The sequence below is a fragment of the Pseudescherichia sp. genome (assembly GCF_031979925.1).
Classification (GTDB): Bacteria; Pseudomonadota; Gammaproteobacteria; order Enterobacterales; family Enterobacteriaceae; genus Pseudescherichia.
The window spans coordinates 77,833-90,904 of record NZ_DALZFB010000013.1; the positions used below are offsets into that span (position 1 = coordinate 77,833).

The 13,072-nt window shown below is 57.2% G+C and carries 13 protein-coding genes and 2 tRNA genes; 4 read left to right on the top strand and 11 right to left on the bottom strand.

The window, feature by feature from the left end:
* Positions 1 to 39: 39 nt before the first annotated feature.
* The gene (ppiC, locus tag RTM13_RS18090) at positions 40 to 321 is read left to right on the top strand and encodes a peptidylprolyl isomerase PpiC (protein WP_024555327.1); all 282 of its coding nucleotides are present in this window, start codon (positions 40 to 42) and stop codon (positions 319 to 321) included.
* 92 nt (positions 322 to 413) lie between these two features.
* On the opposite strand, the gene ilvC is transcribed toward ppiC, so the two are convergent.
* Positions 414 to 1,889 (bottom strand): ketol-acid reductoisomerase, encoded by a 1,476-nt coding sequence (gene ilvC / locus RTM13_RS18095; protein ID WP_312213881.1) that lies wholly within the window; start codon positions 1,887 to 1,889, stop codon positions 414 to 416.
* Positions 1,890 to 2,041: 152 nt separating this feature from the next.
* On the opposite strand from ilvC, the gene ilvY reads away from it, so the two are divergent.
* Entirely contained in the window at positions 2,042 to 2,932 is an 891-nt protein-coding gene (ilvY, locus tag RTM13_RS18100; RefSeq protein WP_312213883.1) for an HTH-type transcriptional activator IlvY, read from the top strand.
* Here the strand turns inward: ilvY and ilvA are convergent.
* The 7 genes from ilvA to ilvL all read right to left on the bottom strand — a co-directional run bounded on the left by ilvA (position 2,929) and on the right by ilvL (position 9,480).
* The gene (gene ilvA, locus RTM13_RS18105; protein ID WP_312213885.1) at positions 2,929 to 4,473 is read right to left on the bottom strand and encodes a threonine ammonia-lyase, biosynthetic; all 1,545 of its coding nucleotides are present in this window, start codon (positions 4,471 to 4,473) and stop codon (positions 2,929 to 2,931) included. The two genes, ilvY and ilvA, sit on opposite strands and share 4 nt — an antisense overlap.
* A 2-nt stretch (positions 4,474 to 4,475) precedes the next feature.
* Positions 4,476 to 6,326 carry a dihydroxy-acid dehydratase gene (ilvD, locus tag RTM13_RS18110; RefSeq protein ID WP_312213887.1) on the bottom strand — a complete coding sequence of 617 codons (1,851 nt, stop codon included), beginning with the start codon at positions 6,324 to 6,326 and terminating at the stop codon, positions 4,476 to 4,478.
* Between the two features lie 62 nt (positions 6,327 to 6,388).
* The gene (locus tag RTM13_RS18115; RefSeq protein WP_042395023.1) at positions 6,389 to 7,318 is read right to left on the bottom strand and encodes a branched-chain amino acid transaminase; all 930 of its coding nucleotides are present in this window, start codon (positions 7,316 to 7,318) and stop codon (positions 6,389 to 6,391) included.
* A 17-nt stretch (positions 7,319 to 7,335) separates the two neighbouring features.
* Positions 7,336 to 7,599 carry an acetolactate synthase 2 small subunit gene (gene ilvM / locus RTM13_RS18120; protein ID WP_312213889.1) on the bottom strand — a complete coding sequence of 88 codons (264 nt, stop codon included), beginning with the start codon at positions 7,597 to 7,599 and terminating at the stop codon, positions 7,336 to 7,338.
* Entirely contained in the window at positions 7,596 to 9,242 is a 1,647-nt protein-coding gene (ilvG, locus tag RTM13_RS18125; protein ID WP_312213891.1) for an acetolactate synthase 2 catalytic subunit, read from the bottom strand. Before ilvG ends, ilvM begins: the two co-directional genes overlap by 4 nt.
* A 2-nt stretch (positions 9,243 to 9,244) precedes the next feature.
* Positions 9,245 to 9,295: a peptide IlvX gene (ilvX, locus tag RTM13_RS20255; RefSeq protein WP_409456062.1), complete on the bottom strand. Its 51-nt coding sequence runs from the start codon at positions 9,293 to 9,295 to the stop codon at positions 9,245 to 9,247.
* 86 nt (positions 9,296 to 9,381) lie between these two features.
* Positions 9,382 to 9,480 (bottom strand): ilv operon leader peptide, encoded by a 99-nt coding sequence (ilvL, locus tag RTM13_RS18130; protein WP_001311244.1) that lies wholly within the window; start codon positions 9,478 to 9,480, stop codon positions 9,382 to 9,384.
* Positions 9,481 to 9,800: 320 nt separating this feature from the next.
* On the opposite strand from ilvL, the gene RTM13_RS18135 reads away from it, so the two are divergent.
* Positions 9,801 to 11,321 (top strand): YifB family Mg chelatase-like AAA ATPase, encoded by a 1,521-nt coding sequence (locus RTM13_RS18135; RefSeq protein WP_312213893.1) that lies wholly within the window; start codon positions 9,801 to 9,803, stop codon positions 11,319 to 11,321.
* A gap of 27 nt (positions 11,322 to 11,348) precedes the next feature.
* Here the strand turns inward: RTM13_RS18135 and maoP are convergent, their stop codons facing one another.
* Complete coding sequence (gene maoP, locus RTM13_RS18140) at positions 11,349 to 11,687, bottom strand: macrodomain Ori organization protein MaoP (RefSeq protein WP_042395035.1); 339 nt, start codon at positions 11,685 to 11,687, stop codon at positions 11,349 to 11,351.
* Positions 11,688 to 11,775: 88 nt separating this feature from the next.
* Here maoP and hdfR point away from each other — a divergent pair, with 88 nt between their 5' ends.
* A complete protein-coding gene (gene hdfR / locus RTM13_RS18145; RefSeq protein ID WP_409418544.1) occupies positions 11,776 to 12,627 on the top strand; it encodes an HTH-type transcriptional regulator HdfR in 852 nt (283 codons plus the stop codon).
* A gap of 129 nt (positions 12,628 to 12,756) precedes the next feature.
* On the opposite strand, the gene RTM13_RS18150 is transcribed toward hdfR, so the two are convergent.
* Together RTM13_RS18150 and RTM13_RS18155 are read right to left on the bottom strand one after the other, a co-directional pair.
* A tRNA-Trp gene (locus RTM13_RS18150) sits at positions 12,757 to 12,832 on the bottom strand.
* 61 nt (positions 12,833 to 12,893) lie between these two features.
* A tRNA-Asp gene (locus RTM13_RS18155) sits at positions 12,894 to 12,970 on the bottom strand.
* Positions 12,971 to 13,072 lie beyond the last annotated feature (102 nt).

Consider the following 13,072-nt stretch of genomic DNA (forward strand, 5'->3'; position numbering starts at 1 on the left):
AGTATAGCCAGCCTAAACCACCCCACTCAAGGCACGATCATGGCAAAAACAGCGGCAGCAATGCATATCCTTGTAAAAGAAGAGAAACTGGCTCTGGATCTTCTGGAGCAGATCAAAAACGGCGGCGACTTCGAGAAGCTGGCGAAGAAACACTCTACCTGCCCGTCAGGTAAAAAGGGCGGCCATCTGGGCGAATTCCGCCAGGGTCAGATGGTACCGGCCTTTGATAAAGTGGTCTTCTCCTGCCCGGTGCTGGAGCCAACCGGCCCGCTGCACACCCAGTTCGGTTACCACATCATTAAGGTGCTGTACCGCAATTAATAAAAAGCCCGGTAGCGCTAACGCTTACCGGGCCTACGATTTTGCACTTCTGTAGGTCGGGTAAGGCGTAGCCGCCACCCGACACATTTCGATTAACCCGCTACCGCAATACGCTTCATATCGGTCATATAGCCGCGCAGCTTCTGGCCCACTTTCTCGATCTCGTGGCTGCGAATCGCTTCGTTCACGTCACGCAGCTGGGCGTTGTCTACCGCCGTGCCCTCTACCGCTTTGCCCAAGTCGCCCGCCTGCAGGGTGGTCATGAACTCCTTCAGCAGCGGTACGCAGGCGTAGGAGAAGAGGTAGTTGCCGTACTCTGCGGTATCGGAGATAACCACGTTCATCTCATACAGACGCTTACGTGCGATGGTGTTGGCGATCAGTGGCAGCTCGTGCAGTGATTCATAGTAGGCCGACTCTTCAATGATGCCGGAATCGACCATGGTTTCGAACGCCAGCTCAACACCCGCTTTCACCATGGCGATCATCAGTACGCCTTTATCGAAGTACTCCTGCTCGCTGATTTTGCCGTCAAACTGCGGCGCGGTTTCAAATGCGGTTTTGCCGGTCTCTTCGCGCCAGGTCAGCAGGTTCTTATCGTCGTTGGCCCAGTCAGCCATCATGCCGGAGGAGAACTCACCGGAGATGATGTCATCCATATGCTTCTGGAAAAGCGGAGCCATAATCTTTTTCAACTGCTCGGAGAGCGCGTAGGCACGCAGCTTCGCCGGGTTAGAGAGACGATCCATCATCAGGGTGATACCGCCCTGCTTCAGCGCCTCGGTGATGGTTTCCCAGCCGAACTGAATCAGTTTCTCAGCGTAGGCCGGGTCGGTACCCTCTTCCACCAGCTTGTCGAAGCAGAGCAGCGAGCCGGCCTGCAGCATACCGCAGAGAATAGTCTGCTCGCCCATCAGGTCAGATTTCACTTCCGCAACGAAGGAGGACTCCAGCACGCCCGCACGGTGACCACCGGTGGCTGCGGCCCAGGCTTTAGCGATGGCCATGCCTTCGCCTTTCGGATCGTTCTCCGGGTGCACGGCGATCAGCGTCGGCACGCCGAAACCACGCTTATACTCTTCACGCACTTCGGTGCCCGGACATTTCGGGGCAACCATCACCACGGTGATATCTTTACGGATCTGCTCGCCCACTTCCACGATGTTGAAGCCGTGGGAGTAACCCAGCGCCGCGCCGTCTTTCATCAGCGGCTGTACGGTGCGCACCACGTCAGAGTGCTGCTTGTCCGGCGTCAGGTTAACTACCAGGTCCGCCTGCGGGATCAGCTCTTCATAGGTGCCCACTTTAAAACCGTTTTCGGTCGCTTTACGCCATGAAGCACGCTTCTCAGCAATCGCCTCTTTACGCAGCGCGTAGGAGATATCCAGACCGGAGTCGCGCATGTTCAGGCCCTGGTTCAGACCCTGAGCGCCACAGCCGACGATAACCACTTTTTTACCCTGCAGGTAGCTCGCGCCGTCGGCGAACTCATCGCGTCCCATAAAGCGACATTTACCCAGCTGGGCCAGCTGCTGGCGCAGGTTCAGTGTATTAAAGTAGTTAGCCATGGTGATACCTCGTGATGTTGTGTCGTGCTTATTGTTCGGTTCGCGTTCTCGCGAGAATGAACCCACTATATGACAGGAAATGCGTTGCTGAAATTGATATATTCACAATATGACATTGCACTTTCTGCAACGTAAAAACAGAGGCTCTGCATATGGATCTGCGCGATCTAAAAATCTTTCTCCATTTGGCGGAGAGCCGCCACTTTGGCCGCAGCGCGCGGGCGATGCACGTCAGCCCGTCGACGCTTTCACGGCAGATCCAGCGCCTGGAGGAGGATCTCGGCCAGCCGCTGTTTGTGCGCGATAACCGCACCGTTACCCTGACCGAGGCGGGTGACGAACTACGTACCTTCGCCCAGCAAACGCTGCTCCAGTACCAGCAGCTGCGCCACACCATCGACCAGAAGGGTCCCTCGCTCTCCGGCGAGCTGCGGCTGTTCTGCTCGGTGACCGCGGCCTACAGCCATCTGCCACCGATCCTCGACCGGTTTCGCGCCGAACACCCCTCCGTCGAGATCAAGCTGACCACCGGCGACGCCGCCGATGCAGTAGAGCGCGTGGTCACCGGCGAAGCGGATCTGGCGATTGCGGGCAAGCCGGAGATGATGCCCGGTGCGGTGGCCTTTTCAATGCTGGAGAATCTGGCGGTGGTGCTGATCGCCCCGGCGCTGCCCTGTCCGGTGCGCAGCCAGATTTCAGTTCCAGAGCCTGACTGGTCGACGGTGCCCTTTATCATGGCCGACCAGGGGCCGGTGAGGAAACGCATTGAGCTGTGGTTCCGGCGGCAGAAGATTAGCAACCCCTCGATCTACGCCACCGTTGGCGGTCATGAGGCAATGGTCTCGATGGTGGCTCTCGGCTGCGGCGTAGCGCTGATCCCGGAGGTGGTGCTGGAAAATAGCCCCGAGCCGGTGCGCAACCGCGTGATGATTCTAGAGCGCAGCGATGAGAAGACGCCGTTCGAGCTGGGCGTCTGTGCACAAAAAAAGCGGCTGCATGAGCCGCTGATTAGCGCGTTCTGGGAGATCCTGCCGAACCCTTAGCCGGCAAGGAAGAAGCGGAACGCCGGGTTGTCGCTCTCGTTATGGCAGTAGTAGCCCAGCTCGCTCAGGCGGGTTTCGAAATCAGGTTCGTGCTCGCCCAGCTCAAAAGCGGCCAGCACCCGGCCATAGTCGGTGCCGTGGCTGCGGTAGTGGAACAGGGAGATGTTCCAGTGGGTGCCCAGGGTGTGCAGGAACTTCAGCAGCGCGCCGGGAGATTCCGGGAACTCAAAGCTGTAGAGACGCTCCTTCAGCGGCTTCGACGGACGACCGCCCACCATGTAGCGCACGTGCAGCTTGGCCATCTCATCGTCGGAGAGATCGACCACGCTGTAGCCGCCCTCGTTCAGCAGAGCGAGGATCTCTTTACGCTCCTCCAGCCCGCGACTCAGGCGCACGCCGACAAATATGCAGGCGTCATGAGCATCGGCAAAGCGGTAGTTGAACTCGGTCACCGAGCGGCCGCCCAGCAGCTGGCAAAACTTCAGGAAGCTGCCCTTCTCTTCAGGAATAGTTACCGCCAGCAGGGCTTCACGCTGTTCACCCAGCTCACAGCGTTCGGAGACGTAGCGCAGGCCGTGGAAGTTGACGTTCGCCCCGGAGAGCACGTGCGCCAGCCGCTCGCCGCGAATGTTGTGCTGGGCGATGTACTTCTTCATGCCCGCCAGCGCCAGCGCGCCGGAGGGCTCCGCCACCGCCCGCACATCCTCGAACAGATCCTTCATGGCGGCGCAGATCGCGTCGCTGTCGACGGTAATGATATCGTCGAGGTACTCCTGACAGACGCGGAAGGTCTCGTCACCAATGCGTTTAACCGCCACCCCTTCGGCAAATAGCCCAACCCGAGGCAGATCCACCGGATGCCCGGCGTCCAGCGCCGCCTTCAGGCAGGCGGAGTCCTCCGCCTCCACGGCAATCACCTTGATCTGCGGCATCAGCTGCTTGATCAGCACTGCCACGCCGGCCGCCAGACCACCACCACCAACCGGCACAAAGACGCGGTCGATGTGCGCATCCTGCTGGAGCAGCTCCAGCGCCAGGGTGCCCTGTCCGGCAATCACCATCGGATGATCGAACGGCGGCACCCAGGTAAAGCCCTGCTGCTGGGATAGCTCGATGGCTTTCGCTTTCGCTTCATCGAAGTTTGCCCCGTAGAGCAGCACTTCGCCGCCAAAGTTGCGTACCGCATCGACTTTGATATCCGCGGTGGCTACCGGCATGACGATCAGCGCCTTCAGCCCGAGACGTGCGGCCGAGAACGCCACCCCCTGCGCATGGTTGCCCGCTGACGCGGTAATCACGCCCCGCGCCTTCTGCTCTTCGGTCAGCCCGGCCATCATGGCGTAGGCCCCGCGCAGCTTGAAGCTGTGTACCGGCTGGCGGTCTTCACGCTTCACCAGGATCACGTTATCCAGCCGCGACGAGAGCTTCTCCATCTTTTGCAGCGGCGTCACCTGCACCGCTTCATAGACCGGCGCGCGCAGCACCGCTCGCAGATACTCCGCCCCCTCAGGGGCGGCGGACAAGGGTTGGGATTCGGCCACGGTTAGCCTCCCAGTTTGGATTTATCGCGTACTGCGCCTTTGTCTGCGCTGGTCGCGAGGGTGGCGTAGGCACGTAATGCAAAGGAGACCTGACGCTCGCGCGCTTTTGGTGTCCATGCTGCCGCACCGCGTGCCTCCTGCGCCTCACGGCGCGCAGCCAGCTCCTGATCGCTCACCTGCAGCTGGATGCCACGGTTTGGAATGTCGATAGCAATCATATCGCCATCTTCAATCAGCGCGATGCTACCGCCGCTGGCGGCTTCCGGAGAGACGTGGCCAATAGAGAGTCCAGAGGTGCCGCCGGAGAAACGTCCGTCAGTGATCAGCGCACAAGCTTTGCCGAGGCCCATTGATTTCAGGAAGGTGGTTGGGTAGAGCATCTCCTGCATTCCCGGTCCGCCTTTCGGCCCCTCGTAGCGGATCACCACCACGTCGCCCGCGACAACTTTGCCGCCAAGAATCGCCTCGACCGCATCGTCCTGGCTTTCGTACACCTTCGCCGGACCGGTAAATTTGAGGATAGAGTCATCAACGCCCGCAGTTTTAACGATACAGCCATTTTCCGCGAAGTTGCCGTACAGCACCGCCAGACCACCGTCTTTGCTGTACGCGTGTTCCAGCGAGCGGATGCAGCCTTCAGCGCGATCGTCATCCAGCGTATCCCAGCGACAATCTTGCGAGAACGCCTGGGTAGTACGAATGCCCGCCGGACCCGCACGGAACATCTTTTTCACCGCCTCGTCCTGGGTCAGCATCACGTCATACTGCTCCAGCGTCTGCGGCAGCGTCAGTCCCAGCACGTTTTTTACGTTACGGTTCATCAGCCCGGCGCGATCCAGCTCGCCGAGGATACCTAAAACGCCGCCGGCACGGTGCACATCTTCCATATGGTACTTCTGTGTGCTGGGAGCAACCTTGCAGAGCTGCGGCACCTTGCGCGACATCCTGTCGATGTCGGTCATGGTGAAGTCAATCTCAGCTTCCTGAGCCGCCGCCAGCAGGTGCAGAACGGTGTTGGTGGAGCCGCCCATAGCGATATCCAGCGTCATCGCATTTTCAAACGCGGCCTTGCTAGCGATGTTGCGCGGCAGCGCACTCTCATCGTCCTGCTCATAGTAACGTTTGGTCAGCTCGACAATACGTGAACCGGCATTGAGGAACAGCTGCTTACGATCGGCGTGGGTCGCCAGCAGCGAGCCGTTGCCCGGCTGCGACAGGCCCAGCGCTTCGGTCAGGCAGTTCATGGAGTTGGCCGTGAACATGCCGGAGCAGGATCCGCAGGTCGGACAGGCGGAGCGTTCAACCTGCTCGCTCTGCTCATCGGAGACTTTCGGGTCCGCGCCCTGGATCATGGCATCGACCAGGTCGAGCTTGATGATCTTATCGGAAAGCTTGGTTTTACCGGCTTCCATCGGGCCGCCGGAGACAAAAATAACTGGAATGTTCAGGCGCAGTGAGGCCATCAACATCCCCGGGGTGATTTTATCGCAGTTGGAGATACAGACCATGGCGTCCGCGCAGTGGGCGTTGACCATGTACTCCACCGAGTCGGCGATCAGCTCGCGAGACGGCAGTGAATAGAGCATGCCTCCGTGGCCCATTGCGATACCGTCATCGACCGCAATGGTGTTGAACTCTTTTGCCACGCCGCCGGAGGCTTCAATCTGCTCGGCAACCAGCTTGCCCAGGTCGCGCAGATGCACGTGGCCCGGCACGAACTGGGTGAAGGAGTTCACCACGGCGATAATTGGCTTACCGAAGTCGGCGTCGGTCATCCCGGTTGCGCGCCACAGCGCGCGGGCACCTGCCATGTTACGGCCGTGGGTGGTGGTAGCGGAACGGTACTTAGGCATGCTCTTTTTACTCCCAACTCTATTTAATAAATGGGACGGTGCGTGCCGTCCCATATTTATGCTTATTGGTTAACCTGATCCAACCAGCCGTACTTATCTTCTGTTTCGCCGGTGAACAGGCCGAAGAATGCTTGCTGGATGCGCTTGGTTACCGGGCCACAGCGGCCTTCGCCCACCTGGATACCGTCTACGCTGCGAACCGGGGTGATCTCGGCGGCGGTACCTGACATGAATACTTCATCGGCCAGGTAGAGGGATTCGCGGGAGAGCACCTGCTCGCGCACTTCGATACCCAGATCTTTCGCCAGCTTGATGATGGCGTCGCGGGTGATGCCCGGCAGCGCGGAGGAGGTGAACGGTGGGGTGAACAGAATACCGTCTTTCACTTCAAACAGGTTTTCACCCGCGCCTTCAGAGATGTAGCCGTTAACGTCCAGCGCAATCCCTTCCTGATAGCCGTGGCGGCGCGCTTCACTGCCCACCAGCAGGGAGGAGAGGTAGTTACCGCCCGCTTTCGCCGCGGTCGGGATCGTGTTTGGCGCAACGCGGTTCCAGGATGAGACCATCGCATCGATACCCTGGTCCAGCGCTTCCGCGCCCAGGTAGGCGCCCCACGGGAAGGCAGCGATGATCACATCAGTGCCGTAGCCGTCCGGCGGGTTCACGCCCATCCCGACGTCACCCACGAACACCAGCGGGCGAATATAGGCGCTGGTCAGGTTGTTTTTGCGGATCACCGCCCGGCAGGCTTCCATCAGTTCATCAACGCTTTGTGAAACCGGGAAACGATAGATTTTTGCTGAATCACGCAGACGCTGCATGTGTTCGCGATGGCGGAACACCACTGGCCCTTTGTGCGAATCGTAGCAGCGGATACCTTCAAATACGGAGGTACCGTAGTGCAACGCATGGGACATCACGTGTACTTTCGCTTCGCCCCACGGAACCATCTCGCCATTGAACCAAATGTAGTCAGCTTTCTTCGTCGTCATTTTTCTTCCTTTTGCGCTCAGGCGCGGATTTGTTGTGTTGGGGTTGAACGTTGTTGGATCTCGACGCGCGCTACGTCGACCAGTTTGCTCAACTGGCTAAACAGTAATTCGACAGAGCGCGGGCTGGCAACGGTCAATTCAATATTTATGCTCTGCGCATCGGTGGCGGTTTCCATATTCATGGCGCAAATCTGAAAGCCACGGTGGCGGACCACGCGTAAAACGCGCTCTAACGTTTCCGGATTGAAGCGGGCCTGAACGGCGAGCTGATGTTGCATCATGATAATTTCTCCAGCATTTGTGCGTTGCTTGCACCGGGTGGCACCAGGGGCCAGACGTTCTCAAGCTCATCGATTGAGACATGAAGCAGGTAAGGCCCTTCGCTTGCGAGCATGGCATCAAGTGCCGCTTCAACCTGGTCTTTACGGGTGATGTGCTGGCCGGGAATGCCGAAGGCGCGGGCCAGCATAAGGAAATCGGGGTTGTCGGTCAGAGTGGTTTCGCTATAGCGCTCCTGGAAGAAGAGCTGCTGCCACTGGCGAACCATGCCTAAGCGTTGGTTATCCAGCAGGACGATCTTCAGCGGCAGCTGCTTTCGCTTCACGGTGCCCAGCTCCTGCACGTTCATCATGAAGGAGCCGTCACCGGAGATACAGATGACGGTATCTTCCGGGCGCGCGACCTGTGCACCGACGGCGGCAGGCAGACCAAAGCCCATAGTGCCTAAGCCGCTGGAGGTGATGAAATTTTCCGGACGGCTGTAGGTCATATGCTGCGCGGACCACATCTGATGCTGGCCCACATCAGTGGTGACAACGCTATCCTGCGGCTTGCGGTCAGAGAGCTGTTTTAACAGCAGCGGCGCGTAGATAGCCTCGCCCGGGTGATCGTAACGCCACGCATATTCACGGCGCGTCTCCGCGGCATGCTGACGCCATGCATCAACCGCTAACGGCTGCTGCAAAGCGGGCAGCAGCGTATTGAGATCGCCCTGCAGCGCGACGTGCGCCTGACGCAGCTTATTCGTCTCTGCCGGATCGATATCCATATGGATCACGCTGGCGTGCGGTGCGAAGGTGTTCAGCTTGCCGGTCACCCGGTCATCGAAGCGTGCGCCTACGGCGATGAGCAGATCGCACTCCTGCACCGCCAGGTTGGCCGCTTTGGTGCCGTGCATTCCCAGCATGCCTAAGTAGTATGGATAGTCCGCTTCGACCGCTCCCAGCCCTTTCAGCGTGCAGGTAGCGGGGATTTGGGTCGTGGCGATAAATTCACGCAGCGCCGGAACAGCCTGCGCCATACCTACGCCACCACCAACGTACAGCATCGGCTTCTGCGCCTGGGCCAGCATCCGACGGGCCTCAGCCACATCAGCATGCGGGAAGGTATCATCATCCTCAACGGTAGAGAAATGCGGTTCCAGCTCGCCTACAGCAATCTGGATATCTTTTGGAATATCAACCAGCACCGGACCTGGACGGCCTGAGTTTGCCACCTGGAACGCTTCCGCCATTACGCGCGGCAGCTCCTCCAGCGACTGCACCAGGAAGCTATGCTTGGTGCAGGCCAGCGACAAACCGAGAACGTCCACTTCCTGAAACGCATCGGTGCCAATAAACGGCGAGGCAACCTGGCCGGTGATAGCGACAACGGGAACGGAGTCGAGCAACGCATCGGCGAGGCCGGTGATCAGGTTGGTGGCACCGGGACCCGACGTAGCGATGCAGACGCCGGTTTTGCCGGTAGAACGGGCATAGCCGATAGCCGCCATTGCTGCGCCCTGCTCATGGCGACACAGGAGGTGTTCCACGCCGCCGTCATACAACGCATCGTAAACCGGCATAATTGCGCCACCCGGATAACCGAAAACCGTTTCGACTCCCTGTGCCCGCAATGCATGTACTACCCATTGTGCCCCATTCATAGTTAGTTCCCCGTCGTAAATCGTGAGAAACAGAATTTTATGCTACGACTCATTCTTTGCTCCTCGTTATTGTTTTAAGGTCATAAAAAAACCCCCGGACCTTTCGGTGCGGGGGTCTTAGTTCGTTAAGGCTTGTTTTTTAAGCCTTTCCTCGTCCAAGTGCAGCCCCGCACGGTGGGATAATAATCACCACCACGCTAATCACGACCAGGCTAATCACTCGTAGAAGGGCTGTCATTTTCTGTACTTTCTGGCTTCTTGTTCGAAGGAATACCTAAAGAGTTATCACAGTTTTTGCTAACGACACAAGATTTTTTTATAAGTTTTTTATTGGAGTGACGACAGGTATTCATAAAACGTATTGTTTTATATAACAAAAAGATTAAGTGAAAATAATTCACCTGCGAACGATTTTTCGCGGCTGCGCGCCTGCTTCCAGCATTGGGCACGGGTTGCATCACTGATGAAAATAGTGCTGAACCCAGGCCGTAAAAACGCCGATGCGTAGCTGTCGGTGAAAATCCACGGAGGCATAATCCTGCCGTTACAGGAGGAGCTATGTCACTGTCGGTTGTTTATACACGCGCGGCGTTAGGGATTACCGCCCCGCTCATTACGGTTGAGGTACACATTAGCGTGGGGCTTCCTGGCCTCACCATCGTTGGGCTGCCGGAAACTACAGTTAAAGAGGCGCGCGATCGCGTGCGCAGCGCCATCATCAACAGCGGCTATACGTTTCCGGCAAAGAAGATCACCATTAACCTTGCGCCTGCGGATCTGCCTAAAGAGGGGGGACGATATGATTTACCTATCGCTATTGCGCTTCTGGCAGCCTCTGAGCAGCTCAATGCATCTCACTTAAGTCACTATGAGTTTGTTGGTGAGCTCGCGCTTACAGGCGCACTACGTGGCGTTACCGCGGCAATCTCCAGCGCCCAGGAGGCGATTAGCGCAGGCAGGCAGATTATCGTGGCCGAAGATAACGCAGCGGAGGTGGGGTTGATCGAAAGCTTTCGCAGCCTGACTGCCGGGCATCTTCAGGAGGTATGTGCCTTTCTCGAAGGGAAGTATCAGCTGCGGGAAGCCGCACCCGATATGGATACTCTCCCTGTAGCTGAAGACGACCTTAGCGACGTGATTGGTCAGGAGCAGGGAAAACGGGCTTTGGAGATCACCGCTGCGGGCGGCCATAACCTGTTACTCATTGGCCCCCCCGGTACGGGTAAGACCATGCTGGCTAGCCGCCTGAATGGCCTGCTACCGCCGTTGAACAATCGGGAGGCGCTGGAGAGCGCGGCGATTGTTAGCCTGATCAATACCGCCATGCTAAAAAAACAGTGGCGGCGCAGACCCTTCCGCTCGCCGCATCACAGTGCATCCCTGACCGCTATGGTGGGCGGCGGATCGATTCCCGGACCTGGCGAGATTTCGCTGGCGCATAACGGCATCCTGTTTCTGGATGAGCTGCCGGAGTTTGAACGGCGCGTGCTGGATGCGTTACGTGAACCCATTGAGTCAGGGCAGATCCATATTTCGCGAACGCGGGCGAAGGTGACCTACCCCGCCCGTTTTCAGCTGATAGCGGCGATGAATCCCAGCCCTACCGGCCACTATCAGGGAAATCATAATCGTGCATCCCCAGAGCAGACGCTGCGTTATTTGAGCAAGCTCTCCGGGCCGTTTCTCGATCGCTTCGATCTCTCTCTGGAGATCCCTCTCCCCCCGCCGGGTCTGCTGCGTCAGACGGATAGCCGCAGCGAGCGTAGCGAGACGGTGCGCGCCCGTGTGCTGGCCGCACAGGCGATCCAGTACCAGCGGCAGCAGACGCTCAACGCCCGGCTTGAAAGCGCCGCTATACGCCAATACTGTCAGCTGGTGCCAGAGGATGCTGAATGGCTTGAAGAGACGCTTGCGCAGCTTGGGCTATCAATACGTGCATGGCAACGCCTGCTTAAGGTGGCGCGTACGATTGCCGATCTGGAAGAGAGTGAAACGATACGCAGAGAACATCTACAGGAGGCGTTAGGTTATCGCGCTATTGACCGCCTGCTCATTCACTTGCAGAAAATGATGGGATAAAAAAACAGGGGCCGTAGCCCCTGCAACTTAATCGTCGGATTCGGTGTAATCTTCCGCACCTTCCATCTGCGGCTTACCACCGGAGAGGGTATGGAAGCGTTTCGGACGCTTAATGCGCGTCATATACTTACTCCAGACACGTTCCGCTTCGGTGACGGGCTCGCGTTGACCACGGCAGACGGCGACAAACAGCTCTTCTTCTTCGGTCACCGGCTCACGTTTGCCGAGATCGAGTTCATTGAAAGCATAACCGTGCCGCTCCAGCAGCTGCGCCTCTTTGATGGTGAAATCACCATGACGAGAGAACCCGCGCGGGTAGTATTTGTTGTCGAAAAAACGATTAGTCGTCGTAAAGCTTTCCGCCATCCTACACACTCCTAATTCTTTGGCCGAGCTATTTATGGCGCGGAGTATTAGTTACGCTTGACAGAGTGTAAAACAAAACATTTAAATCATAACGACAAATAATTTTGCGGAGAAAGCTGTGGATACGGAATTGCTAAAAACTTTCCTGGAAGTAAGCAGGACTCGTCACTTTGGACGCGCTGCAGAAGCGCTCTATCTGACACAATCAGCGGTCAGTTTTCGTATTCGCCAGCTTGAGAATCAGCTTGGGGTAAACCTGTTTACCCGCCACCGTAATAATATTCGTCTTACCGTGGCAGGTGAGAAACTTCTGCCCTATGCAGAGACGCTAATGAATACCTGGCAGGCAGCACGCAAGGAGGTAGCCCATAGCTCACAGCATAATGAGTTCTCTATTGGCGCAAGCGCATCGCTGTGGGAGTGTATGTTGAACGGCTGGCTAGGTCGGCTCTATCAGACACATAAAAGCTTACAATTTGAGGCACGTATTGCACAGCGACAATCGCTGGTAAAACAGCTGCATGAACGCCAGCTGGATCTGCTAATTACTACTGAGGCACCAAAAATGGATGAGTTCAGTAGTCAGCTGCTGGGGCATTTTGCCCTTGCGCTCTACTGTACCGTTCCGTCGCGCCTGAAATCAGCCCTGAACTATCTGCGTCTCGAGTGGGGTCCTGATTTCCAACAGCATGAGTCTGGCCTTATTGCCAGCGATGAGATCCCACTCCTGACAACCAGCTCCGCTGAAATTGCACGCCAACAGCTAGGATCGCTGGACGGCTGCACATGGCTACCGGTCTCCTGGGCTAAGGACAAGCCCGATCTGCATATGGTGGCAGATACGCTGACGCTCTCGCGCCCGCTTTACGCTATCTGGCTACAGAACAGCGATAAACAGAGTCAGATTAAAGATCTTTTAAAGACGAGTGTGATGGAGTAATTCAAGGATACGGTGCAGGGACGCAGCGTATTTAAGAGAGTAAGAGAGGAGTAAAAGAGAGGCTTAAAGCAGGGAAAAGCATAAACGACAGATAAAAAAAATCCTTTGCCTAAGCAAAGGATCCTAATATGGCAGGGGCGGAGAGACTCGAACTCGCGACACCCGGTTTTGGAGACCGGTGCTCTACCAACTGAGCTACGCCCCTAATGTTCTTACTATTTACTATTAAGCCTGCTATAAATGAGCAGGCTTAATTTTATAATAAGTGGCGGAACGGACGGGACTCGAACCCGCGACCCCCTGCGTGACAGGCAGGTATTCTAACCGACTGAACTACCGCTCCACCGAATTTCTTTGTCACTACCCGGATATTTTATCCCGGTTAACTGCAATTTGATGCCTGGCAGTTCCCTACTCTCGCATGGGGAGACCCCACACTACCATC